General features: G+C 71.5%; 20 protein-coding genes and 1 CRISPR repeat array. Of the genes, 8 read left to right on the forward strand and 12 right to left on the reverse strand.

Features of this window, described 5'->3' with window-relative positions:
* Positions 1 to 83: 83 nt before the first annotated feature.
* Together OHA55_RS12175 and OHA55_RS12180 are read right to left on the reverse strand one after the other, a co-directional pair.
* Positions 84 to 836, reverse strand: coding sequence for a YqjF family protein (locus OHA55_RS12175; protein WP_266705645.1), 753 nt, complete (start codon positions 834 to 836; stop codon positions 84 to 86).
* A gap of 299 nt (positions 837 to 1,135) precedes the next feature.
* Entirely contained in the window at positions 1,136 to 2,119 is a 984-nt protein-coding gene (locus tag OHA55_RS12180; protein ID WP_266705647.1) for an aldo/keto reductase, read from the reverse strand.
* Between the two features lie 142 nt (positions 2,120 to 2,261).
* Here OHA55_RS12180 and OHA55_RS12185 point away from each other — a divergent pair, with 142 nt between their 5' ends.
* The 6 genes from OHA55_RS12185 to OHA55_RS12210 all read left to right on the forward strand — a co-directional run bounded on the left by OHA55_RS12185 (position 2,262) and on the right by OHA55_RS12210 (position 7,246).
* Entirely contained in the window at positions 2,262 to 2,675 is a 414-nt protein-coding gene (locus OHA55_RS12185; RefSeq protein ID WP_266705649.1) for a MerR family transcriptional regulator, read from the forward strand.
* A gap of 283 nt (positions 2,676 to 2,958) precedes the next feature.
* On the forward strand, positions 2,959 to 3,987 hold the full coding sequence (locus tag OHA55_RS12190) for a C40 family peptidase (RefSeq protein WP_266705651.1): 1,029 nt from the start codon (positions 2,959 to 2,961) through the stop codon (positions 3,985 to 3,987).
* A gap of 66 nt (positions 3,988 to 4,053) precedes the next feature.
* Positions 4,054 to 4,413, forward strand: coding sequence for a hypothetical protein (locus tag OHA55_RS12195; protein ID WP_266705653.1), 360 nt, complete (start codon positions 4,054 to 4,056; stop codon positions 4,411 to 4,413).
* Positions 4,414 to 4,567: 154 nt separating this feature from the next.
* Entirely contained in the window at positions 4,568 to 4,936 is a 369-nt protein-coding gene (locus OHA55_RS12200; RefSeq protein ID WP_266705655.1) for a YbjQ family protein, read from the forward strand.
* 539 nt (positions 4,937 to 5,475) lie between these two features.
* The gene (locus OHA55_RS12205; RefSeq protein WP_266710584.1) at positions 5,476 to 6,603 is read left to right on the forward strand and encodes a cellulose binding domain-containing protein; all 1,128 of its coding nucleotides are present in this window, start codon (positions 5,476 to 5,478) and stop codon (positions 6,601 to 6,603) included.
* A gap of 181 nt (positions 6,604 to 6,784) precedes the next feature.
* Complete coding sequence (locus OHA55_RS12210) at positions 6,785 to 7,246, forward strand: hypothetical protein (RefSeq protein WP_266705657.1); 462 nt, start codon at positions 6,785 to 6,787, stop codon at positions 7,244 to 7,246.
* A 57-nt stretch (positions 7,247 to 7,303) separates the two neighbouring features.
* Here the strand turns inward: OHA55_RS12210 and OHA55_RS12215 are convergent, their stop codons facing one another.
* Positions 7,304 to 7,831, reverse strand: coding sequence for a peptidylprolyl isomerase (locus tag OHA55_RS12215; RefSeq protein ID WP_266705659.1), 528 nt, complete (start codon positions 7,829 to 7,831; stop codon positions 7,304 to 7,306).
* An 81-nt stretch (positions 7,832 to 7,912) separates the two neighbouring features.
* Positions 7,913 to 10,156 carry an RNA polymerase recycling motor ATPase HelR gene (gene helR / locus OHA55_RS12220; protein ID WP_266705661.1) on the reverse strand — a complete coding sequence of 748 codons (2,244 nt, stop codon included), beginning with the start codon at positions 10,154 to 10,156 and terminating at the stop codon, positions 7,913 to 7,915.
* Between the two features lie 484 nt (positions 10,157 to 10,640).
* Between helR and OHA55_RS12225 the strand changes: the two genes are divergently transcribed.
* Positions 10,641 to 12,308: a subtype B tannase gene (locus OHA55_RS12225; RefSeq protein WP_266705663.1), complete on the forward strand. Its 1,668-nt coding sequence runs from the start codon at positions 10,641 to 10,643 to the stop codon at positions 12,306 to 12,308.
* 107 nt (positions 12,309 to 12,415) lie between these two features.
* On the opposite strand, the gene OHA55_RS12230 is transcribed toward OHA55_RS12225, so the two are convergent.
* The 5 genes from OHA55_RS12230 to OHA55_RS36490 are packed head-to-tail and all read right to left on the reverse strand — an operon-like array spanning position 12,416 to position 18,665.
* On the reverse strand, positions 12,416 to 13,369 hold the full coding sequence (locus OHA55_RS12230) for a polysaccharide deacetylase (protein ID WP_266705665.1): 954 nt from the start codon (positions 13,367 to 13,369) through the stop codon (positions 12,416 to 12,418).
* Between the two features lie 17 nt (positions 13,370 to 13,386).
* Complete coding sequence (locus OHA55_RS12235) at positions 13,387 to 14,172, reverse strand: SDR family NAD(P)-dependent oxidoreductase (RefSeq protein ID WP_266705667.1); 786 nt, start codon at positions 14,170 to 14,172, stop codon at positions 13,387 to 13,389.
* Positions 14,169 to 15,569 (reverse strand): amidohydrolase, encoded by a 1,401-nt coding sequence (locus OHA55_RS12240; protein ID WP_266705669.1) that lies wholly within the window; start codon positions 15,567 to 15,569, stop codon positions 14,169 to 14,171. The genes OHA55_RS12235 and OHA55_RS12240 overlap by 4 nt, the downstream gene beginning before the upstream one ends.
* Positions 15,566 to 16,894, reverse strand: coding sequence for an MFS transporter (locus OHA55_RS12245; RefSeq protein ID WP_266705671.1), 1,329 nt, complete (start codon positions 16,892 to 16,894; stop codon positions 15,566 to 15,568). The genes OHA55_RS12240 and OHA55_RS12245 overlap by 4 nt, the downstream gene beginning before the upstream one ends.
* Positions 16,895 to 16,922: 28 nt before the next feature.
* The gene (locus OHA55_RS36490; RefSeq protein WP_323180394.1) at positions 16,923 to 18,665 is read right to left on the reverse strand and encodes a helix-turn-helix domain-containing protein; all 1,743 of its coding nucleotides are present in this window, start codon (positions 18,663 to 18,665) and stop codon (positions 16,923 to 16,925) included.
* 278 nt (positions 18,666 to 18,943) lie between these two features.
* Between OHA55_RS36490 and OHA55_RS12260 the strand changes: the two genes are divergently transcribed.
* Complete coding sequence (locus OHA55_RS12260) at positions 18,944 to 20,116, forward strand: M20 family metallopeptidase (protein WP_266705673.1); 1,173 nt, start codon at positions 18,944 to 18,946, stop codon at positions 20,114 to 20,116.
* A gap of 102 nt (positions 20,117 to 20,218) precedes the next feature.
* Here the strand turns inward: OHA55_RS12260 and OHA55_RS12265 are convergent, their stop codons facing one another.
* The 3 genes from OHA55_RS12265 to OHA55_RS12275 all read right to left on the reverse strand — a co-directional run bounded on the left by OHA55_RS12265 (position 20,219) and on the right by OHA55_RS12275 (position 23,652).
* Positions 20,219 to 21,427: an NAD(P)/FAD-dependent oxidoreductase gene (locus OHA55_RS12265; protein ID WP_266705675.1), complete on the reverse strand. Its 1,209-nt coding sequence runs from the start codon at positions 21,425 to 21,427 to the stop codon at positions 20,219 to 20,221.
* A gap of 66 nt (positions 21,428 to 21,493) precedes the next feature.
* The gene (locus OHA55_RS12270; RefSeq protein WP_266705677.1) at positions 21,494 to 22,204 is read right to left on the reverse strand and encodes a TetR/AcrR family transcriptional regulator; all 711 of its coding nucleotides are present in this window, start codon (positions 22,202 to 22,204) and stop codon (positions 21,494 to 21,496) included.
* 140 nt (positions 22,205 to 22,344) lie between these two features.
* Positions 22,345 to 22,922: a CRISPR direct-repeat array (repeat unit 29 nt; unit sequence GGGACCATCCCCGCACGCGCGGGGAGCAC).
* 283 nt (positions 22,923 to 23,205) lie between these two features.
* Entirely contained in the window at positions 23,206 to 23,652 is a 447-nt protein-coding gene (locus tag OHA55_RS12275; protein WP_266705679.1) for a hypothetical protein, read from the reverse strand.
* Between the last annotated feature and the right edge of the window lie 56 nt (positions 23,653 to 23,708).

Genomic DNA, 23,708 nt, shown 5'->3' on the forward strand with positions numbered 1-23,708 from the left:
TCACCCGGGATCCCCCGGCCTCGCACCGGAGGGCGAGTTGGCCATCCCCCTCCCTCATGTCGCTTTCACCGAGCGGGGGTTGGTCAGGCCACGGGCTCCGCGGGGCGGCGGGAGGGCGGGCCGAAGCGGACCGGGACTCCGGGCGCGTACAGGACGCTGACCGGCGGCCCCTCGGGGGCGGGGAGTCCGGCCGCGGTCACCAGGCTCTCGTCGCAGTGGAGGAGTTCCGCGCGGTGCAGGGGCCAGCGCGGGTGGGTGTTCGGCAGGTGGAGCGACCGGCCGCGGAACGCGGTGTGCAGGCCCCAGCGGGCCGTGAGGAAGTGCTCCAGCTCCGTGGGCCGCTCTATCGGGTCGCCGATCCGCACGGTTATCCGGCTGTGCGCGCCCCGGGGCCCGGGCAGGCGGCGGCGCGAGGCGTAGGCGAGCGTGGTTCCGTCCTGGCTGACGCTCATCTTCGACCAGACGTAGGGCAGCCGGAACATCATCCGCCCCAGGGCCACGGGGAGCAGCCGGGAGGCGTCGAGCGAGCGGAACACGACCCCGCGCCGGCCGTGCTCGTCCACGGAGTACAGGCGGACGTTGGTCTCCGGGAAGGAGCCGAGGTAGGGGATGCCGGGCAGCCCGAGCCATCCCACCCGGTGCATGCGGAAGGCGATGAGGCCGACGTACGTCACTCCGTCGATGGTGTCCGGCCGGGTCCCCGGAGGCAGCAGCGGGGCTACGACGGCGGGGTCGACGGCCCAGTGGAGAAAGGCGAGGTCCAGCCAGGACTGGGTGAGCAGGGTGGGGCCGTGCACGGGCGGCGGGTCGGCCAGTACGGGTTGCTGCTGCGGCACGGGGGCTCCTGCCCTGGGGGACTGCGGTGGACCGGCGAGAGGAGGACGACCAGAACAATCGTTCGCCGGTCCCGTCCACCGTACGAGGGGCCGGGCCCCGGCCGGGGGGTCTGGAGCCGGAACCGTGGCAGGACTCACAGCGAGGAGGAGCGAACCCGTGGCAGGGCTCACTCCGGCGGAGGCGAACCCGTGGCAGGGCTCACACCGACGCGGCAAAGAACCGCCGGGGCTCACACCTGCGGCAGCTCCCGTACGGTGCGCACCCCGCCCCGCCCGCCGCCCTCCACCTGCCGTCCGCCTCACTCCCCCGGCAGCGGCTCCGCGCGGGCCGTGTCCAACAACGTCCTCTGGTCTGCGGTGAGTTCGACGTCCACCGCCTCCAGGGCCTCGTCCAGCTGCCCGAAGGTGGAGACGCCGATCACGGGCAGCACCACCGGGTCCCCGCCGAGCAGCCAGGCGTACACCACCTGGTTGACCGTGGCACCGCTCTCCGCCGCCACCTGCCGAAGGGCCGCCAACTGACGGTGCGAGACGGGGTGGTCGTAGGGGGCGGGCAGCGGTTTGGCGGGGTTGGAGTAGGCGCCGTCGAGCAGCGCCGTGTAGGCGAGCAGGGTCAGCCCGGGCCGGCGGCGCACCTCGGCGAGGACCGCGTCGTCGGCGTACCGCTGGACCCCGAAGTCCGTACCGGGCAGGGGGCGGAGGTACGTGTGACGCTGCTGGAGCGCGACGGCGCCGGGCAGACCGAGTGCGGTGGCGGTCTCCTCGCCGGTGCGCAGCCGTTCGGCGGTCAGGTTGCTGACGCCCGCCATGCCGACCGTCCCGTCGGCGATCAGCTCGCCGAAGACGCGCACGGTCTCCTCCTGCGGGGTGGCCGGGTCGTCCACGTGCCGGTAGAGAAGGTCCACCCGGTCGGTGCCGAGGCGTTCGAGGCTGCCCTTGAGGGCGGCGCGTACGGCGGGGGCCGAGAGGCCTTCCAGGATGTCCTGCGACCGGTCCGTGCCGACCGGGCCGACGGGCCGGCCGCCGAGCTTGCTCGCGAGGATCACCTCGTCCCGGTTGCCGCGTCGGGCGAACCAGCGGCCGAGCAGGGTCTCGCTCTCGTCGCCCGTACGACCGTCGATCCAGAAGCAGTAGTTGTCGGCCGTGTCGATGAAGTTGCCGCCGCGCTCGACGAATCGGTCGAGCAGGGCGAAGGACGTCTCTTCGTCGATCCGGGCTCCGAAGGGCATGGCCCCCAGGCAGAGCGCGCTGACGTTCCGGTCACCGATGCGGTGGTGGCGCACAGGATTCTCCTCAGGTCTGGGCTGGTCGGGATCCACGCTCACATCCGGAGCGCGCTCCGGATCAAGCCCCGATCACGCGGAAACCCCCGGCGGCACCGGCGGCACCAGCGGCACCGGCGGCACCGGCGGCAGAATGGCCCGCATGGAACCGGATCCGGTGAACGACGCGTTGCTGACGCCTGCCGAGACCGCCGCGGAGTCGGGGTTCAGCCTGGACACCCTGCGCTACTACGACCGCATCGGCCTGCTGGGCCCGGTGGCCCGCTCGGCGAGCGGTCACCGGCGCTACTCGCCCGGTGACCTGGAGTGGCTCTCGATACTGCGCTGTCTGCGGGAGACGGGCATGCCCATAGCGGACATGCGGAGTTACACGGAGCTGGCCAAGGCCGGCGACGGGACCGTGCGGCAGCGGCTGGAGGCGTTGGAGGCGCACGACGCCGAAGTGGAAAAGCGGCTGGCCTCCCTTCTCCGTCAGCGTGCGCACTTGAAGGAGAAAATCGCCTACTACCGGTCACTGGACAGCGAGGAAAGCGCCGACCGCGCCCCGGACGACTGATGCGGGGATCCGTGGCGAAAAACGCGGCCGGTCATAGCGAAGTGTCAAGTTGTCGTTACGTGGCGTGCGTTGTGAGTAAAGAAACCTCTCGGATACCGTTATTCCTCTGGTTGAGATTGCTCCGATCACAGGATGGTCACTAAAGTCAGGGCTCGAACCTTCGCACGACCGACCACCCGCCCGGGTGACAGCGAAGCGCCGTCGTGTCCGTGACGTGCCGGGAGCCAGGGATTCAGCTCCCCAGCGGCCCGGTGGGCGGCTCGATGAGAAGGAGCTCGCCTCCGTGGCGTCCCACCGTCGTCCCAAGTCGCCGAGCCGCGCCCGCGTGACCGTGCTCACCGCCACCGCGGCCGCCGCTGTCGCGCTGACCTCCCAGGCGGCCCACGCCGACCCCAAGCCGACCAAGGCAGAGGTCAAGGCGCAGGTCGACAAGCTGTACCAGGAGGCCGAGAAGTCCAGCGAGAAGTACAACGGCGCCAAGGAGCAGCAGGACAAGCTCAAGAAGGAAGTCGACGCGATCCAGGACAAGGTCGCGCGCGAGCAGGACGAGCTGAACACCCTGCGCGACGAACTCGGCTCGATCGCCACCTCGCAGTACCGCAGCGGCGGCATCGACCCCTCCATCCAGCTCTTCTTCTCCTCGGACCCGGACGACTTCCTCGACCAGGCCTCGGCCCTGGACAGCCTCACCGCCAAGCAGGCCGAATCGCTGGAGAAGATCCAGGCCAAGCAGCGCACCCTCGCCCAGGAGCGCAAAGAGGCCCAGGGCAAGCTCAGCGAACTCGCCGAGGTGCGCGAGGCGCTCGGCAAGAACAAGAAGGCGTCGCAGAGCAAGCTCGCCGCCGCCCAGCATCTGCTGAACACCCTGACCGCCGCCGAGCGCGCCGAGATCGCCGCGAAGGAGCTGCGCGCCAGCCGCGACGCCGGGTCCCGCGTCGAACTCGGCAACGAGGTCCCGGCGTCCGCCGTCGGAGCCGCCGCGCTCCAGGCCGCCTCGACGCGGATCGGCATGCCGTACTCGCACTCCGTCACCACGGGCCCCAACTCGTTCGACTGCTCGGGCCTGACCCAGTGGGCGTACCACCAGGCCGGTGTCGAGATCACCCGCACCACGTACACCCAGATCAATCAGGGCACCCGCATCGGGCAGAGCCAGCTGAAGCCCGGCGACCTGGTCTTCTTCAACGGCAACGAGCACGTCGGCCTGTACGCAGGCGGCGGCCAGGTGCTGCACGCCCCCTACCCGGGCGCCTACGTCCGGTACGAGTCGATGAGCACCATCGGCAGCTTCTACGGAGCGGTCCGCATCTGATCCCGACGCGGCACCCGATACCGACGCCGTACCCGATCCCGACGCCGGGGGCAGACCATGCGGTCCATGCGGGGCAGAGGATGCGGCGTCGGCGCGGTGTCCGGCTTCCTCGCCGCGGCGGTCGCCGAGGTTCTCATCGGCAGGGCGTGGCGCACCTGCGACGTCGGCGTGAACGCGGCCGCCGACTCGTATGCGCTGGCCCTCCTCTTCGTCCCGCTCTGGCTCGTCGGCGCCCTGTGCTGGGTGCTGCCGTACGGGCTGCTGGGCCGGCGGTTCCACGCCGGGTGGCCGATCGCGGCAGGTGCCGCCGCAACCCTCTTCCTCATCTGGTTCGCGGCCACCTGGCTGGGGATGCCCGACGACTACCCGTCGCCGTACTGCGTGGACAACGTGCCGGGATGGTGGCCGGCGTGGATTCCCTCCTGAACGCGGCCGTCCGCCGCGCGAAAGACGAACGTCGTGTCGCCGTCCTTCGCGGTCGCCACCTCGCGCAGTTCCGCCGCGGTCGGCTCCAGCTTCGAGCTCTTCGGCCGGGCGTTTTCGGTGAAGATCCCGCACTCTCTCACGTAAGGCGAAACACATGTCGATAGACGACTACACCGGTGGCGCTTCGAAGGATTCGGGCGTTCTGGTCGTGACGACCAACGACGTCCCGGGCCACGAGGTGACCCAGGTGATCGGTGAGGTGTTCGGCCTCACCGTCCGCTCCCGCAACATCGGTTCCCAACTGGGCGCCGGCCTCAAGTCGGTGATCGGCGGCGAGCTGAAGGGCCTCACCAAGACCCTGGTGCAGACCCGCAACGAGGCCATGGCGCGCCTCGTCGAGGCGGCCAAGGCCGGCGGCGCCAACGCCGTGCTGGCGATGCGCTTCGACGTGACCTCGGCCGCCGACGTCGGCACCGAAGTCTGCGCCTACGGAACGGCCGCGGTCATCGCCCCGAAGGCCTGACGACGGCCGGCCGCCCGGCCGGGAGAAGGTGACCGCGCGCCACGCCTCTGCGCCTCCGCGCCCCTGAGCTCCTGGGCTCCTGGGCTCCTGGGCTCCTGGGCTCCTGGGCTCCTGCGTTTCTGAGCTCCTGCGCTCCTGGGCTCCTGCGCTCCCGCGCTTCTGGCGACACGGCCACCGCCTCCCGCCGGGCGCCGCCTCCGACCCGTCCCCACCGGTCCCGCCCCCGCCCGCCGACGCGCGGCCGAGGGCGGGACCGCGTCCGTATCCGCCGCCGAGCACCGGGCGACGACCGCCCGAAGGCACCCGCCCGAACGGTTGAAGTCGATCAACTCCGCTGCCCACACGCCGCGTTCAGGCGAAGCGCTTCACCCACCGCCGACGCAACAAACCCTGTCCTCCGTCTTGTCACCCTCTCCCGGCCGCCCCTACAGTCCCCCACGGATGGGAGCGCTCCCACGGCATCCCCACCACCTTCCCCCACTGCCCGAAGGGACATGATGCGACACCGTGCACGCACCCTCCTGACAGCCCTGACGCTGATGCTGGGCACCACCGCAGCGCTGCTCACCGCCACCCCCACCCAGGCGGCGACCCAGGCCGCGCAGGCAACCGGCCCGATCTGCGAGCAGTACGGCACCACCACCGTCCAGGGCCGCTACACCGTCCAGAACAACCGCTGGGGCACCAGCGCCACCCAGTGCATCAACGTCACCGACAGCGGATTCACCGTCACCCAGGCGGACGGGTCCGTGGCCACCAACGGCGCCCCGAAGTCGTACCCGTCGATCTTCCTCGGCTGCCACTACACCAACTGCTCGCCGGGGACGAACCTGCCGAAGCGGATCGACACCATCGCGGCCGTACCGACCTCGCTGACGTACGGATACGTCAGCAACGCCACCTACGACGCGGCGTTCGACATCTGGCTGGACCCGCAGCCGAAGACCGACGGGGTCAACAAGACCGAGATCATGATCTGGTTCAACCGGGTCGGCTCCATCCAGCCCATCGGGTCGCCCACCAGCAGCGCCACCATCGGCGGCAAGACCTGGGAGATCTGGACCGGGAACAACGGCGGCAACGACGTGATCTCGTTCGTCGCCCCGTCGGCGATCACCAGCTGGTCCTTCGACGTCAAGGACTTCATCGACCGCACGGTCAGCCAGGGCATGGCCTCCACCAACTGGTACCTGACCAGCGTCCAGGCCGGATTCGAGCCGTGGGTGGGCGGGGCGGGCCTCTCGCTCTCCGCCTTCTCCTCCTCCGTCACCGACGGCCAGGACACCAACGGCAACGGCACCGGTGGCAGCACCGGCGGCGGTACGGGAACCACCCCGCCGGCCGGACAGGCCGCCTGCCAGGTCGCGTACGCGCCCAACGTGTGGCCGGGCGGGTTCACCACCAACGTCACCGTCAAGAACACCGGGACCACGGCGGTCAACGGCTGGGACCTGGCCTTCACCCTCCCCTCCGGCCAGCAGGTGTCGCAGGCCTGGAACGCGACGGTCAGCCCCACCAGCGGCGCGGTGACCGCGCACAACACCACGTCCAACGCCGTCATCAGCCCCGGAGGAACCCAGTCCTTCGGCTTCCAGGGCACCTACAGCGGGACCTACACGGAACCGTCGGCCTTCACCCTCGGCGGCGCCGCCTGCACGGTCGTCTGACCGGCCCCACCCCGTAACACCCCCTCGGGGGACCGCGCCGGACAACCCGCACCCGGCGCGGTCCCCCGGCTCCCGCGACGCCGGTCGGGTAAAGCCGTCCATTGCCCCCGGTGTGCTGGTACCGCATCATGACCCCTGATAGATGTAGCGGCCAAGCATGACGGCGGAGGGGGCGGGGCTCATGAAGCGGAGCTACCAGAGGAAAGAGGACGCGGACGAGACCCGGATGCTGGTGGACGAGCTGACCGCGTCGGCCGCGGCCACCGGGGCCAACTCCCGTCTGACCGGTTTCCTGCTCACCAAGGTCACGTCCAAGCTGATGAAGAAGAACGTCGAGGAGACGGGCCTCGTCGTTCCCCTGCCCTTCGACGAAGCCGTGCGGCGCGTCACCGACGTGCTGGAGGAAGCCGGGCAGTCGGTCGAGGCCCATCCCCTCGTGCCCGGCGCGGACCGGCGGACGATCCGTGTCCTCGCCCACGGCGGAATCGGGGGCCTGAATCCGGTGGTGGTCACCGCGTCGTTGACCCGCGGCCCGGGGAGCCGCACCGAGGTCGGGCTCCGGGCCGCGGCCATGGAGGGGCTGGTCAAGCAGCGGACGGCCGAGGAGATGGCCGACCGTCTCGCGGCGCTGCTGAACGGGTAGACGTACCCGTCCGTGGCAACGGCCGCGGGGCCTTCCGGCTCCCCGGCCGGCCCGGGGTCAGCGGGTCTCGACGACGACCTTCTCGATGACCACGTCCTGCACCGGACGGTCGTCGCGCTGGTTGGTCTCCGTCGTTCCGATGGCGTCGACGACCTTCTTGCTCGACTCGTCCGCGACCTCTCCGAAGATGGTGTGCTTGCCGGTGAGCCAGGACGTCGGCCCGAGGGTGATGAAGAACTGGGAGCCGTTGGTGCCCGGACCCGCGTTGGCCATGGCGAGCAGATAGGGCTTGGTGAAGGCCAGGTCGGGGTGGAACTCGTCGGCGAACTTGTAGCCGGGCCCGCCCGATCCGTTGCCCAGGGGGTCGCCGCCCTGGATCATGAAGCCCTCGATGACCCGGTGGAAAACCGTTCCGTCGTACAGGGGGGCGTTGCTCGGCTGTCCGGTGTTCGGGTCGATCCACTGGCGCTCTCCCGTCGCCAGTTCCACGAAGTTCTTCACGGTCTTGGGGGCGTGGTTGGGCAGCAACCGGAGGACGATGTCGCCCTTGTTGGTCTTCAGCGTCGCGTACAGCTCTTCCGCCATGACGATCCTTCGATGTGCGGTTTATGGGCCCGGCCAGTCTCCCCGGGCGGGCCGCCGGGACCCGGCCGAAAACACGACACCTCACCCACACGAGTGGCGGTCGCCCGACAGGACCACCAGCCGCCGCGTCGCCCGGGTCATCGCGACGTAACGGTCCACCGCCCCCTCGATCCCCGTACCGAAGGACTCCGGCTCGACCAGCACGACGAGGTCGAACTCAAGCCCCTTGGCCAGCTGCGGGGTCAGCGACCGCACCCGGGAGGTCGCGCGGAACGTCGGATCGCCGATGACACAGGCGGTGCCCTCCTGGTCGGTGTCGAGCCAGTCGTCGAGGACCGTACGCAGGTCGGCGACGGGCCCGTACGTGACGGGGATGCCGCTGCTGCGGATCGAGGCCGGCACGTTGGCGTCCGGCAGCGCGGCCCGGACGACCGGTTCGGCCTCGGTCATGATCTCCGCCGGGGTGCGGTAGTTGACGCCGAGGGAGGCCAGCTCGATCCGGTCGATCCCGACGCGTCCGAGACGCTCCTGCCAGGACTCGGTGAACCCGTGGCGGGCCTGGGCGCGGTCGCCGACGACGGTGAAGCTGCGGGACGGGCAGCGGAGCAGCAGCATCTGCCATTCCGCGTCGGTGAGTTCCTGGGCCTCGTCGACGACGATGTGCGCGAACGGGCCCGCGAGCAGGTCCGGGTCGCTGCCGGAGAGCGCCGATGCGTCGGTCAGGGCCTCGCGCATGTCCCCGACACGCAGCATCGTGATGACGCCCTCGCCGTCGTCGTCGGCCTCCAGGAGGGCGTCGACGGTCTGGGCCATCCGCGCGTTCTCGGCGGCGATCAGCGCCTCGCCCCGGCGCTTGCGGCGCGCGGCCTCCGGGTCGCCGAGCCGCTGCCGGGCGGCGTCCAGGAACGGCAGGTCACTGACGGTCCACTCCTGGGCGCGGGCGTCGTCGCGCCGCAGCAGGCACCGTTCGTCGGCGTCCAGCCAGGGTGCGCAGACGCGCAGGTAGGCGGGTACGGACCAGAGGTCGCCGACCAGGTCGGCGGCGTCGAGCAGCGGCCAGGCACGGTCGAAGGCCGCGACCAGCTCGTGGTTCTTCGCCAGGGACGCGGTGAGCCGGTCGGTCGGGGTGTCCTCGTCGTGCTTGTCCACGAGAAGGGTGACCAGCTCCTCCCAGACCTGTTCCCGGGCCTCGTTGTGCGGGGTGCCGGGCTCCGCCGCGTCGAAGGCCGCGGCCCACTCCTGGGCGCTGAGACGGACCTCGGCCCAGTGGGTGGTGACCGTCGTGCCCCGGGCGGGTGGCTCCTCGTAGAACCGGACGGCCGCCTCGACCGCCTCCACCACCAGCTCCCGGGATGCCTTCAGCCGCGCCACCGCCGGGTTCTGCTCCGCGGAGGCCCGCGCGCCCTCGGCGACGAGGTCGCGCAGTACGCAGGTCTGCACGCCCTCCTCCCCGAGGCTGGGCAGGACGTCGGCGACGTAGTCCAGGTACGGGCGGTGCGGCCCGACGAAGAGCACCCCGCCCCGGCGGTGGCCGAGCCGCGGGTCGGAGTGGAGGAGGTACGCGGACCGGTGCAGAGCGACCACGGTCTTGCCCGTGCCCGGCCCGCCGTCCACGACCAGGGCGCCGCGCGAGGAGGCCCGGATGATGGCGTCCTGGTCGGCCTGGATGGTGGAGAGCACGTCCCGCATCCGGGGCGAGCGGTGGGAGCCGAGGCTCGCGATGAAGGCGGACTGGTCGTCCAGCGCGGCGTGCCCGTCGATCCCGTCGGCGGTGAAGACCTCGTCCCAGTAGTCGCTGATCCGGCCGTCGCTCCAGCGGTATCTGCGGCGGCTCGCGAGCCCCATCGGGTTGGCGTGGGTGGCCCCGAAGAACGGCTCGGCGGCCGGGGAGCGCCAGTCGAGCAGCAGTCGGCGGCCCGTACTGTCGGTGAGGCCGAGCCGTCCGACGTACACCGGCTCTGCCTCTGCACCTGCCTCCCTCTCCGTCTCCGTCCCTGCCCCTGGTACGGCCTCGCCGACCATCCGTCCGAGGCAGAGGTCGAGGCCGAAGCGGCGCAGGGTACGCAGGCGGGCGGTGAGACGGCGGATCTCGGTGTCCCGGTCCATCGCCTGCCGGCCCGCGCCACCGGGTGCCCTGCGGGCGGCGTCGAGCTGTGCGGTCAGCTCGGCGATCGACTCCTCCAGGGCCCGCGCGACGGCGGCGAAGTGCTCCTCGTCGCGGGCGATCAGCCGGGGGTCGGCCTTCGCGGCGAGGCGGTCGGGCAGCGCGAACGCGATGGTGGCCGGGGCTGTGCCCAGGGGGGTCGGGGTGGGCTGGGAGGGCATGCGGGCGGCTCCGGGGTGGGGGGCACGACGCACGGAATTCCGAGGTCGGCCGCCGATTGTGCGCCACCGAGGGGGCCTTGCCGCAAGGCCCCCCATGCGCTATATGTTGAGAGTGGAAAGAGGTGGGTACACCCTCTTCCGCCTCTCCCTCCTCCCTCCAGCGGTCGCCTCGGGCCTCGCCGATGCCCCACTGCCGCGCCCACCACAGGGATGTCGACCGGAACACCTTCCCGCGGAAATTCTGAGAAATTCTCAGGAATCCCGGATTTCACTCAGGAAATTCTCATATTCATTCCTGTGCATTCCCATTCTTTCACCTGTGCATCTCGGAGCAGAGTCAACAGGATTGTTGAAGATTTACTGGACGATGACATAGGTTCGAAAGCGCAGAGGCAATGCACCCGCGTAGTCGTCCGGCACACGCGGCAGTTGCAAGCGATCGTTGCACGCACGGCAGTTCCGGCTGCCGTAAAAGGAGAAATCCGTGAAGCACAGGGCAGTGAAACGCAGGACCGTCGTCGTGGGCCTCGGGTCGGTCGCGGGAGCGGCAGCCGTCGGGGGATTCGCCGCGAACGCCCAGGCGGAAAGCCGCAGCTCCTCTCGGAATGCGGGGAAGCCGGGAAATTCGGGGGCCCTGATCTTCGACCCGAGCGCGTACACCGAACTGACGACGACCATCACGACCGACGCCGGCGACAAGGAGGTGACCTACCACTTCTGGAAGGCGATCACCTACGTCTCCGCACCGGTCGACGCCGAGCACCAGAGCCTGGTGGTCAGCGTTCCCGTCAGGATCGACGGCAAGGCCGTCGATGCGACGAACGCGCCGATTCTCTTCTCCAATTCCGTGGGCGGCTATTTCCCCGCGAGCGTGGCCACCGCCGCCGGCGTCGGTGAGGCCGCGATGGAGATGGGCGACCTCGGCGGAATGGGCGGCGGGACGGGCGCTCCCCCGGCCGGGACGGGTACGGGAGCAGGCACCGTCACCCCGACAACCGGCACCGGCACCGCCGAAGCGCCCTCCGGCTCGAACGACATGCTGAACGGCATGGGCCAGATGGTCAGCCTGCCCAAGCTGGGCCTGGCGGCCGGGTACGTCGTCGTGGAGCCGGGCTGCCGGGGCCGTACCCTCACCGACGCGAGCGGTACGTACTACGGCACCGCCCCCGCCGCGATCGTGGACCTCAAGGCGGCCGTCCGGTACGTCCGTTCCAACCAGGGCCGCGTCCCCGGCGACACCCGCCGCATCGTTTCCACCGGCACCAGTGCGGGCGGCGCGCTCTCGGCGCTCCTCGGCGCTTCCGGAGACAGCTCGCTCTACACCCCGTACCTCGAAGAGTTGGGTGCGGCCGAGGCGAGCGACGCGGTCTTCGCCAGCGGCGACTGGTGCCCGATCACCGACCTGGAGCACGCCGACGGCGCGTACGAGTGGAACTGGGGCGCCAACACCCCGCAGAGCGGCACGCTCGACCAGTCCGCGTCCAAGGAGCTGCGGGCCCAGTTCGCCGAATACCAGGCCTCCTTGCGCCTGAAGGGCCTGAACGGGTTCGGCCCGCTCACCGCGCGCAACTATGACGAGTACCTGCTGGAGACCTACGTCCGGCCCGCCGCGACCACCCACCTCAAGGGCCTTGCCGAGGCGGACCGTTCGGCGTACCTGTCGGCCAACCCCTTCATCACGTGGAAGAACGGCCGGGCGGCCTTCACCTGGGCGGACTACCTCGCCCACGTGGGAGCGCGGAAGAAGACCGCCCCGGCCTTCGACACGTTCGACCTGTCCGGCGGCGAGAACAACGAGTTCGGCACCGGCACGACCGAGGCCCGCCACTTCACCGCGTACGGGCAGCGCCACGACACCACCGGGCTCACCGCCGGCCGCGTGGACAGCGACATCCCGGCCCTGCTGGACCTGATGAACCCGATGTACCACCTGGCGCGCCACAACCCCGGCCGTTCCAAGCACTGGTGGATACGCGTGGGCACCAAGGACACCGACACCGCGCTGACCGTCGTCGGCAACCTCGCCGCGACCCTGCACGGCCTCGGCGACGATGTGAACTCGCTGATGTACTGGGACCAGGGGCACGGCTCCAACACCGACGCCGCCGACTTCATCGCCTGGGTCGCCCGGGTGACCGGCCACCGGAAGTGACCACGGCACGACGGTCCTCCGGGCAGCCCGCCCGGGGGACCGTCGTGTGTGCGCGTACTGTCCCGCCCTCCCCCTGACCGGTAGGGCGTTCCGGTACGGCGGGCCGGTCAGACCGGCCGGTACTGCCCCAGATCCGCACCTGCCGCGACCAGATCGGTGACCTGTTCGCAGGTGACGAACTCGACGCCGCGCGAGGCGACTTCGTCGAGCCAGTGTTCCAGGGCAAGGAGTCGGTGGCCGCGGCCGATGACCTCGGGGTGCATGGTCACCGTGAGGACGCCGTCCTTGAAGTCCCGCACCATGTAGTCGAGATCGGCGGTCCAGCTCGCGAACATCTCGCGCGGGTCGCGGAGTCCGGGCATCAGGCCGGACGCGGTCCGCAGGAACTCCAGGTACGGGAAGTCGTCCAGGGACCAGGCGACCGGGATCTCCAGCAGTCCGGCGGGCTCGCCCCAGCGGACGCCGGAGTCGTGCGGGACGTCCGGGGTGCGGCAGGGGTACGGGGCGTAGTCGTGGCCCATCAGGCTGCTGTCGTAGCGCAGTCCGTGTTCCACGAGCAGCTCGACGGAGGCGTCGGACAGGTCCCAGGCGGGCGCCCGGAAGCCGCGTGGCAGCGTCCCGGTGACCTCCTCAAGGGCATCCAACGACCTCTGCAGCACGGCGCGTTCGGCCTCGGGGTCCAGGGCGGCGACGTTCTCGTGGGCGTGCCCGTGGACCGCCACCTCGTGGCCCCGGGCGATGAGCTCACGGGTCAGCTCGGGGTACGTGAGGGCGGTGTGCCCGGGTACGAACCAGGTCGCGGGGATACCCCGGGACTCCAGGATGTGCAGCAGCCGGGGTACGGCGACGGCGGCGAACTCGCCGCGGGAGAGCGGGGTCGCGGTCAGCATGCCCCGCGCCATCCAGGAGGAGATCGCGTCGAAGTCGAAGGTGACGCAGACGTATCCGCTCCGCGCGGACCGAGAAGCCGGTGTGGTCTCCGAAGCCGGCGTGGTTCCCGAAGCCGGCGTGGTTCCCGAAGCCTGCGTGGTCTCCGAAGCCGGTGTGGTTTCCGAAGTCATGGGTGTCGTCCCTCCGTTCAGCTCAGCGGCAGCGCGGCGTTACCGGTGCCCGCACCGCCGTCCACGGAGAGGGATGCGCCGGTCATCCACGCGGCGTCGGGGCCGCAGAGGAAGGAGACCGCACCGGCGATGTCCTCGGGGACACCGGCGCGGGGCCAGGGCTGGCCGCCGCGGATCTTGCGGACGTACTCCTCACCGAGCGGGTTCACCTCGCTGTCGACCTCGATGAAGCCCGGGGAGACGGCGTTGACGTGGATGCTGTGCTCGGCGAGCTCCAGGGCGAACGCCTTGGTGAGCATGTCCAGGCCTGCCTTGGAGGTGCAGTAGTGCGCGGCGCCGCGGCGGGCGCGGGCGGAGGCGCCTGAGCTGATGTTGACGATGTGGCCGCCGTGGCCCGCGTCCACCAGACTCCGGGCGAAGGCCCGTGAGAGGGAGAAGACCGCGGACAGGTTGACGTCCATGACCTGGTCCCACTGGTCGTCGCGCATCTCCAGGATCGGTGCGCTCGGGTAGAGGCCGGCCGCGTTGACCAGGATGTCCAGGCCGCCGAACACCTGCCGGGCGCGGTCCACGAAGTCCGGCAGCGAGGCGCGGTCGGTGAGGTCGACCTCCAGTGCGGCGAACGGGCCGGCGCTCTCGGCGACGAGCGGGGCGAGGCGGTCGGCGCGGAGGTCCGCGAGGATCACCTTGACGCCGTCCTTGCTCAGCCGCCGCGCGACGGCCGCCCCGATCCCTCCGGCCGCTCCGGTGACCAGCGCGATCCTGGGCTCGTTCCGCGCGGGGGTGCTCTCGGGGGTGCTCACAGTTCTCCTTCTGTCCCACGCGCCGTGTCGTGGGTCGTGTCGTCGTGGGTTCCGTCGTAGTGGGTCAGGCCGTCGAATCCGGCCCGCAGGCCGGCGTACCGGTCGGCGGCGGACCGCTCGTCCGGCTCCGCGCCGCCACGGGACGCACGCCGGGCGAGGGTGTCGCGCGCCCCGGCGGCGCCGTCGGCCAGCAGGTCGATGACGCACCAGGCCATCAGCACGGCCGGTTCCAGGGCGGCGAGGACATGGTCGGTGACGACGTAGTCGACGCTGTGCGCGTCGCCGGTGGCGGCCCCCGTGAACGGGTGCAGCACCGGCATGACCGCGCCGAGGTCCCCCATGTCGGTGGAGGCGCCGAGGTGCCGCCCGGGGACCACCGCGTCCGGGCCGAAGAGCGCGGCGCCGTTGGCCCTGGCCAGCGCCACCAACGACTCGTCCTGATGGTGCGGAAGGTAGTTGAGGGTGGTCTCCACGCTCACGCGGGCGCCCAGCGCCACCGCGCCCGCCCGGGCGGCCCGGTCGACGACGGCGCAGGCGCCGCGCAGGGCGTCCGGGGTGCGGGCCCGGATCACCACTTCGAGTTCGGCGCGGTCCGGTACGGCGGTGGGCGCGTCGCCGCCGTGCGCCAGCACGGCGTTGACGCGTACCGCGTCCTCGTCGCGGAAGGTGTCCCGCTGGGCGTCGATCGCGCCGATCGCCAGCATCGCCGCCTTCAGCGCGTTCACCCCGTGCCACGGGGACGAACCGGCGTGGCTGGCACGGCCGGTGAAGACGATCCACTTCACCACCGAGCCGTTGTGGCTGTCCCCGACGCTGAGCCGGGCGGGCTGCCCCGACGTGTGGACGAGCATCGCCATGTCCACATCGTCGAAGGCGCCCCGCGCCAGCAGGTCGGCCTTGCCGACCAGGTGGGTCAGTTCACCGGCCCGTACCCGTTCGCGGCGCCACTCCAGCTCCACGCTCTCCTCGGCCGGTACGGCGAGGAACGCCACGTCCCCGTCGAGGTGCCGGCGTACGGCGGCCAGGCCGATCGCGGCGCCGATCATCGACGCCACCTGGGCGTGGTGGCCGCAGGCGTGGGCCGCCCCGGTCTCCGGGTCGGCGAGCGGGTGGCGGGGCAGGACGAGGGCGTCCAGTTCGCCGAGCACGGCGACGGTGGGGCCCTTCGCTCGCCCGGACATCCGCGCCTTCACCCCGGTGAGGGAGAGGCCGCTCTCGAAGGGGAGCCCCAGCTCCGTGAACCACCCGGCCACCGTCGCGGCGGCCCGGTGCTCGCGGAACCCGGTCTCCGGGTGGCGCTGGAGGTCCTCGCTGAGGTCGAGCAACCGCTCCCGGTACCCCTCGATCGCCGCCCGCGCCCGCTCCTTGAGCCGCGCGACGGGTACGGGCGCCGTCACGCGGCACTCACCGCGACGGGCTCCGGTGCGGCCTTCGGGGCGGACTCCGACAGGTCCAGGTGGCGGCCGAGGCCGGCCCGGAACGCCTCCGGGGTCTGCGGGGTGACCAGCGCGCCGACGATCGCCAGGACACAGCCCGTACCGAGGAAGGAGAAGGCCACACCGTACGAGAAGTGCTCCGCGAGGAAGCCCATCACGAACGGGGAGATGGCACCGGCGAGCTGGCCGCCGAAGTTCACCATGCCGCCGCCGACACCCGCGTACTCCGGGGGCAGCATGCGCAGCGGCAGGCCGAAGATCTGCATGTACGCCAGGTACATCACGAGGGTCGCGCACGTCTCCCAGGCGATGAACTCGCCCGCGGACCCGGCGCGCACCATCATCACCAGCAGCCCGCCCAGCACCACCATGACGGGGATGACCACCCGGCGGTGGTTGCCCTTGAGGAAGCGGTCGAAGAGGTAGCCGCCGATCATCATGCTGATCGCCGCGGCGACCCACGGGACGCCGGAGAGCAGGCCCACGCCGGTGAGCGAGACGTCCTTGTTCTCGCGGAGGTAGGACGGCACCCAGGACACCAGCCCCCAGCCGATGATGTTGAACCCGCACATCATCAGGGCGAAGCGCCACATCATCGAGGACTTCAGCAGGCCCATCGCCTGGCGCAGCGACACCTGGGCGACCGGCTGCGGGGTGGTCGCCTGCCCGGTCGCGGCGGCGAGCTCCTCGGTGGTCAGCGGCTTCGGCATGCCCTTCCACAGCACGATCACGATGAGCAGGCCGAGTACGGACACCGACCAGAACGCCCCGCGCCAGCCGAAGGCCACGATGAGCGGCGCGGCGACGATCGGGGCGATCGCGGAACCCAGCGGGTTGGACGCGGACATGATGCCGTTCGCCGTCAGCCGCTGCGCCGGGGTGGTGCGTTCACTCAGGGCCTTCATGGAGGCGGCCGGGTACATGCCCTGGAAGATGCCGAAGACCGCGCGGATCACGATCATGGTCGTGAGGCCGATGGCGATCCCGCTCGCGGCGGTGAAGACCGTCCAGCCGCCGGCCGCGATCAGCATCGCGCGGCGGGCGCCCTTGGTATCGGCGAGGATGCCGCCGGGGATCTGCATCGCCGCGTAGGTGATGAAGAAGGCCGTGAGGATCAGGCCCTGCATGGTGGTGCCGAGGCCGAACTCCTCACCGATGTCGGGCAGGGCAAGGGTGATCACAAGCCGGTCGATGTAATCGATCAGCCAGGTCATGAAAAGCACGGCGACGGCGGCCGTGGCCACTCGCTTGGCTGAGCGAACCCGGGAGCTCTTGCCCTCTGTCATCTTCCACCTCCACGCGGATACCGGTCGATCACGACCCGGAACCTGTCGTCGGATCGTGGTCAGCAGTGTGCAAACTGGGCGTACTCCCACGGTTTGTGGACGGCGAAGAGGTTTTCGGCGTTCTCTCGTGCTCCGCGACAAAAGCGTTCGCCCCGAGGGCGAAGAGCTGTACGGCTGCGTTCAGCCGCTCGTAGGGATCGGCCAGGTCGAGCCCGGTGAGCTCACGTATCCGGCCCATGCGGTAACGCAGCGTGTTGGCGTGGATGTTCAGGTCCCGGGAGGCGGCCGCGGTGTCCCCGAAGGCGTCGAGATAGGCCGCCAGGGTCTGCGTGTACGCCGTGCCGCGCCGCAGATCGTGCGCGCGCAGCCGGTGCACCGGCCCGTCCTGGAGCCGCCGGTCCGCGGTGACGGCCTCGCCCAGCACCAGCAGGTTCGCGGTGCCCCGCACGTCCTCCAGGCAGGCGCTGCGGACCTCGCCGCGCCGGGCCAGGGCGCGTACCACCAGCTCCGCCTCCATCCGGCTGGCGGGCAGCTCCCCCAGGTGCGGTACGCACGGCCCGATGCCGGTACGCGGCCTGGCGCCGACCGCGTCGGCCACCGCGGCGGCGACCGCGTCCGCGGCCCGGCGTATCCCGTCCCGGTCGACCGGGCCCACCAGTGCGAGGACGACCCGGGAGGGGCCGGTGGTGGCCAGCGCGCGCCACCGGTAACCGGCGAGGTGGCGCAGCGCCTCCTCCTTCGCCCGGTACAGGTCGGCGGCGCCGAGCCGGGTGCCGTGCGCGGAGAGGTCCGCGATCAGCACGGTGACCGGCGTCCCCGGGTCGACGGCCAGGTGGGAGGCGGCGAGGCGCGGATCGACGTCGCCGAGCAGGGCCCGGCCGAAGAGCTCCTCGTCCAGCCGCCGCCGGGCCACCTCCTCCTGGTCGAGGCCGAGCAGCACGCTCACGGCGGCCGTCGCGGCGTCCGCGAGCAGCACGGCGGCATTCGCTGGGAGCGGTTCGGCGCCCTCGGCGACCCAGATCGAGCCGAGGTTCTCCGTACCGGCGCGCACCGCCGCCGCGAGCCGACGCCCCGCGCCGAGCTCGGGGACCGCCGCCACGTCGACCACCTCGGGGCCGGACCAGAGCCGCCGGTAGACGCCGAGTTCGACGAGGCGGGCCCGGTAGCCGACCGGGCCGTGCTGGTCGAGCACGGCGGCCCGGCGCATCTCGTCGTCGCCGGGGCCCAGCCGGGAGGCGGCGAGCAGCTCCTGACCGGGGGTGAAGATCATGACCGAGCCGTTGACCAGCCGGGAGAGCGAGTTGGCGAGGCCCACCAGGTCGTGTCGGCGCCCGAACAGCGCGGCCCGCCGCGTACCCGGCCCGACCCGTACGGCCAGCAGCGCGCGCAGCCGTCCGATCAGGTCCGTCCAGTCCTGGTCGGCCGCCAGCGCCAGGACCGCGACGCCGTGTTCCGTACCGAGGGCGCTCGTCTCCCGCAGCGCGCGGTCCCCGCCGTCCTTGACGATCACCGCGCCCGCCCCGGCCGCGACCGCCGCCCGGATCAGCCCGCCGGGCTCGCCCCCGGCCCCGATGCCGAGCAGCACCGCGCTCGGGCGGTCGGGTGCTTGCGGGTGCGGTCCGGCCGCCGGATCGGCTCCGGCTGCCGCGTCCGGCCCCGGGGTGCCCTCGTGGACGGTGAGCGTGCGGACCGGTACGCCCAGGCCGTGCGGGGCTGCCCATACGGCGACGGTGCCGGGCCCCAGGCAGTCCACGACGGTGGCCAGGGTCACCGGGCATCGGCACCGGACTGCCCGGGCACGCCTCCGGCGACGGCTGCGTCGGGGGGCCCGGCGACGGCACCCACGTGCCCCGGGTCGCGGCCGGGCACGCGCTCCGGGTTGTGGTCCGGCACACGCTCCGGGTCGTGGTCCGGCACATGCTCCGGGTTGTGGTCCGGCAAGGCGGATCAGCTCCAAAACTTGGCGGGTCACACAAACTTTCGCATGTCGGGACAGAGCAATCATGCAGAGGCGTATCCCCACGGAAGCCGCGCCAAAGGAGTCCCGCCGTGCCCGCACCCCAAGTCCTCGACCCGCGTGACCTGTTGCGCCGCCTCATCGCCGACACCGATGCGATGGTCACGGATCTGGAACGACTGGTACGGGCCGAATCCCCCTCCTCGGACGGCGACGCACTGGGCGCGTGCCGGAACGTCCTGGCCGACATCGGCACCCGCCTCCTCGGCACCGCCCCCACGGTGCTGCCGAACGACACCGGCAACGGCCGCCCCGGCGGGCTCCTCTGGCGCCTCGGCCCGGCCGACGTGCGGCCCGTCATGCTGGTGGGCCACTTCGACACCGTGTTCCCGAAGGGCACGCTGAAGCGCCGGCCGTTCCTGGTCGACGGCACCCGGGCGACCGGCCCCGGCGTCTTCGACATGAAGGGCGGCCTGATCCAAGGCCTCTACGGCCTGGCCCGCCTCCGCGAACTGACCGGCGAAGACCCCGCCGTCGCGTTCCTGATCACCGCCGACGAGGAGATCGGCTCCCCGGCGGGCGGCGCGGTCGTCACCGAGTGGGCGCGCACGTCCCGCGCGGCACTGGTCCTGGAGGGCGCGGCGGACGGTGGTGGGCTGAAGCACGCGCGCAAGGGTTGGTCGTTCTACGACATCCGCGTGAAGGGCATCGCCGCCCACGCCGGCCTGGAACCCGACAAGGGCAGCAACGCTCTCTCCGACCTGGCCAGGATCATCGTCGCGCTGGAATCCCTCGCCGCGTACGACGAGCGGGTCACCGTCACCCCGACGGTCGCGAGCGCCGGGACCGCCCAGAACACCGTCCCCGACCGTGCCCATGTGACCGTCGACGTCCGCGTCCCCGACCTCCAGGCGCAGAAGGACATCGACGCCGAACTCCACCGCATCGTCGCCGACGTGGCACGGCTCCCCTTCGAAATCACCGGCGGCCCCAACCGCCCGCCCCTCGAAGAATCCTCCGCCACGGACCTGCTGGGGACGGCCCGTACCGCGCTGGCCGAACTGGGCCTGGAATGGCCCGGATCGGCAGCCGTGGGCGGCATCTCCGACGGCAACCTCTGCGCGGCCGCCGGGGCCCCCACCCTGGACGGCCTCGGCGCGGTGGGCGGAGGCCCGCACGCCGACCACGAGTGGACCGACGTGACCCGCATGCCCGAACGGGCCGCCCTGGTGGCGCGGATGGTGACGCTGCTCCAGGAGGGCTGAGGGGACGGGGCCGCCAACCGGGGGCGGGGGGGCGGGGGGCCGGGGGGCCGGTTGCGTACGGGAGGTACAGGGGTCCGTCCGTACGTGACCGGGCCCGACGGTTCAGCCCTGTCCCGGGTGCTCCTCCTCGTCGGGGCCGCCGAACCCGGCGAACATGTCCAGCAACGACTGCGGGGCGTTCGGCGCGAAGATGGCCTCCAGACCCTCGTCGGACTCCAGCGCCGTCCGCTCGGCGCGCGGGAAGAGGAGCTCCTCGTACGCCGCGAGCGCCGACTCCGTGTCCCCCGGGTGCGCGGCCAGGCAGCGGCCGAGGTCCGCCCCGTCGATCAGCGCGAGGTTCGCGCCCTCCCCGGCGAACGGCGACATCAGGTGCGCCGCGTCCCCGAGCAGCGTGACGCCCGGAACCCGGGCCCAGCGGTGGCCGGCGGGCAGTGCGTGGATGTGCCGGGGCACCACCGGCCCGTCCGCCTCGGCGATGAGCCCGCGCAGACTGGGCGCCCAGTCCGCGAAGTGCTCCAGCACGGCCGCCTTCGCCGCCCCGGTGTCGGTGAAGTCGACCGTTCCCAGCCAGCTTTCGTCGGTGCGCAGCGCCACATAGACGTGCAGGCTGCCGTCCGTCTCACGGTGGCCCAGCAACGCCTTCCCGTCGCCGAGCCCGAAGAACATCCCCCCGCCGAGCAGCGCCGCGGCCTCGGGGTGGCGGGTGTCCGCGTCGAACAGGTCGACCTCCACGAAGGAGATCCCGGTGTACGCGGGCACCGCGTCGGACACCAGCGACCGGACCCGCGACCAAGCGCCGTCGGCCCCGACGAGCAGATCGGTGGTGAAGGCCGAACCGTCCGCGAGCGTCACCTCGTACCGGCCCTGCCCGTCACCGTCCGTCGCCCGGCACGCCACCACCTTGGAGTTCCAGCGGATGGTGTCCTCCGGGAGTGAGGTGAGCAGCAGATCACGCAGATCGCCCCGGTCGATCTCGGGACGCCCGCCGGAGCCGTCGTCCTCCTCCTCCCGGTGGACGAAGCCGGTCTTGTCGAGCACCCGCAGCGCCTGACCGCCCGGGTGCACCTTCGCCAGGAACGCCTCGTGCAGCCGCGCCTCGCGCAGCGCCGTCTGCCCGCTCTCCTCGTGGATGTCGAGCATCCCGCCCTGCTTACGGGCGTCCGGCGAGGCGTCCAGGTCGAAGACCGGAACGTCGATGCCGTGCACGTGCAGGACCCGGGCGAGCATCAGGCCGCCGAGCCCACCGCCGACGACGGCTATGGGGTGGTGGGGGGTGGGGGTGGTCGACGTGGATGAAGTGGTGGTCGTCATGGCGTGGCTCCTTCTCGACGTACTTCGTACCGGCGACAGCGCCGGATCGGTTCAGGTCGGATCGGGTCAGATCAGGTCGCGCGGGGTGGTCAGCGCACCGTTGACGACCACCCGGAACATCCACCCGAGGCGCTGCGGCGGGGCCCCGGAGAACAGGTCGTCGCCGAGCGCGGCGATACGCGGATACGTGTCGGCGGACGCGGCGCGCAGCGCTCCCACCAGCGCGTCGTGCTCCTCCTCGGCGGAGTCGGTCTCCGAACGGGTGCCCTGCTCGGCAGCGGCGGCGGTCGCCAGCTGGAGCAGGACGTCCACGCCCCAGGCGGCCTGCCCCGGAGGCACCCCGCCCTCGTCCAGCAGGGCGAGGACCGCCTCCACGAGGGCCAGGTAGTTCGCCCCGGTGGGCCGGGCCACGAGCGCGGAACGCGCCAGGCTCGGGTGCTCGAACAGCACCCCCGTGTAGGACCCCAGCACCTGGACGAGCCGCTCCCGCCAGTCCTCCCGCACCGCGCCCGGGTTCTTCGCGGGGCTCAGGTCGACCGCCCCGAGGTACTCCTCCAGGATCGCGGCGTGCAGCTCGGCCGTGTTCCCGAAGTAGACGTAGAGCGAGGCCGGCCCGGTGTCCAGCTCCGTCGCCAGACGCCGCATGGTCACGCGCTGGAGCCCTTCGGCCCGCATGATCCGCACGGCGGCCTCGACGATGCCCGCATGGCTGAGCGCGGGCTTGGCAGGCCGCTCACGGCGGCTGCGGGGTGCTGAGGCGGGGGTGGCTGGTGTCATACGACGAGGGTAACGAACATGTTCGTAGCGAACAAGTACTTCACGAACATGTTCGTTAACGACACTGCCCGGCCCGACCCACCCCGGCACTGCGGCCCCTCCGCGCCGCACCGGCAGGACCTGGGCAGCCCAGACCGAACGAGGCCATCCCCGCACGCGCGGGGAGCACTGCTCGGTCAGCGTGAGCGGCGTCCGCCACACGGGACCATCCCCGCACGCGCGGGGAGCACGCCGCTGCCGTCGCCTACCGGGAAGCCCACGGGGGACCATCCCCGCAATCGCGGGGAGCACCTGGAGGAGATCGACGACGCCCGTCCGGGCCAGGGACCATCCCCGCATGCGCGGGGAGCACGTCGCCCCTTTCCGGGTGGTGTGCTTTTCTGCGGGACCATCTCCGCACGCGCGGGGAGCACCACTCGACCAACGCGGTCGCGTTCGACGTGCGGGGACCATCCCCGCACGCGCGGGGAGCACAACCACGTTGGCGCCGACGGCAAGAAGTACCAGGGACCATCCCCGCACGCGCGGGGAGCACAGGTCGCGGAGGACGCTCGTGATGTGCGCCTCGGGACCATCCCCGCACGCGCGGGGAGCACTGGATGGTCGACGCTCTCGCGCTCACCGGCCAGGGACCATCCCCGCACGCGCGGGGAGCACTTGTAGAGGACACCGTTGCGGCGGTGGGCCGGGGGACCATCCCCGCACGCGCGGGGAGCACTCTTCCTGACCTGCGGGTTTACCTCGCCGAATCGCCGGATTCGACCAACTTCACCGAGTCGGGCATTTCACCCTCTCCGCCCAACGTTCTCCCTTGGCGCCAAGTCAACATCAGCCGAACCGACTTCCGCCGAAGAAACAAGCACCTGGACAACCTCATGTGCGCCATGGCCCGCCGCACCGAGCTCAATCCGCTCACGTCCGGTGCCGGTCCGCACTGGCCATCTCGACGCGATAGAGGCCACAGGTCTCGCCGTTCCAAGGTCAGATGGGCCGACCCTCTTTCACTCCGCGCGGGAACTCGCTGTAGCCCCCGCCTCTCGCGTCACCACCTCTTCTGTCAGCTCACGGAGCAACTTCACATCCACGAACGGCGTCAGCGCAGTCGGCCGGGAACGCCAGTCGAGCGGCCACGTCGAGCCCTCCAGTGCGGGCACCCCGATGAACGCCACTCCCGACCCGTGGCGCGTCATGGCCTCGGCCCCTGCCGGCCATCTACATCCACGCGCGGTCAGCGGCGGAACGAGGAAGTACATACTCCGAACCCCGATGCGCGACCGAACGATGGGCCCCGCGTCGAAGTTGGTGAACTGCATCACCTCATAGGCCACTTGCTCACCCAGGACTCCGATCATTCGGACCGCGTCGAAGTGAATGCCCGCATGCCGCAGCGCGTGCCCGCGCTGCGGTACCCACCAGGGCACCGGGTCCAGTGAATTTCTCTGTTCCATACGGAAAGCGTCGTCATCCGCACGTACCGTGACCAGGGGCGCGGAGGGTCTGTGCA

Origin of the sequence: Streptomyces sp. NBC_00102 (genome assembly GCF_026343115.1) — a bacterium.
Lineage (GTDB): Bacteria > Actinomycetota > Actinomycetes > Streptomycetales > Streptomycetaceae > Streptomyces.

Excerpts from the sequence above, each read along its gene's own strand:
- OHA55_RS12230 (WP_266705665.1), bottom strand. The coding sequence starts at position 13,369 with ATGACTTCGGAAACCACACCGGCTTCGGAGACCACGCAGGCTTCGGGA.
- OHA55_RS12200 (WP_266705655.1), top strand. The coding sequence starts at position 4,568 with ATGTCGATAGACGACTACACCGGTGGCGCTTCGAAGGATTCGGGCGTT.
- OHA55_RS12275 (WP_266705679.1), bottom strand. The coding sequence starts at position 23,652 with ATGGAACAGAGAAATTCACTGGACCCGGTGCCCTGGTGGGTACCGCAG.
- OHA55_RS12245 (WP_266705671.1), bottom strand. The coding sequence starts at position 16,894 with ATGACAGAGGGCAAGAGCTCCCGGGTTCGCTCAGCCAAGCGAGTGGCC.
- OHA55_RS12265 (WP_266705675.1), bottom strand. The coding sequence starts at position 21,427 with ATGACGACCACCACTTCATCCACGTCGACCACCCCCACCCCCCACCAC.
- OHA55_RS12210 (WP_266705657.1), top strand. The coding sequence starts at position 6,785 with ATGAAGCGGAGCTACCAGAGGAAAGAGGACGCGGACGAGACCCGGATG.
- OHA55_RS12270 (WP_266705677.1), bottom strand. The coding sequence starts at position 22,204 with ATGACACCAGCCACCCCCGCCTCAGCACCCCGCAGCCGCCGTGAGCGG.
- OHA55_RS12205 (WP_266710584.1), top strand. The coding sequence starts at position 5,476 with ATGCTGGGCACCACCGCAGCGCTGCTCACCGCCACCCCCACCCAGGCG.
- OHA55_RS12185 (WP_266705649.1), top strand. The coding sequence starts at position 2,262 with ATGGAACCGGATCCGGTGAACGACGCGTTGCTGACGCCTGCCGAGACC.
- OHA55_RS12195 (WP_266705653.1), top strand. The coding sequence starts at position 4,054 with ATGCGGGGCAGAGGATGCGGCGTCGGCGCGGTGTCCGGCTTCCTCGCC.
- OHA55_RS12215 (WP_266705659.1), bottom strand. The coding sequence starts at position 7,831 with ATGGCGGAAGAGCTGTACGCGACGCTGAAGACCAACAAGGGCGACATC.
- helR (WP_266705661.1), bottom strand. The coding sequence starts at position 10,156 with ATGCCCTCCCAGCCCACCCCGACCCCCCTGGGCACAGCCCCGGCCACC.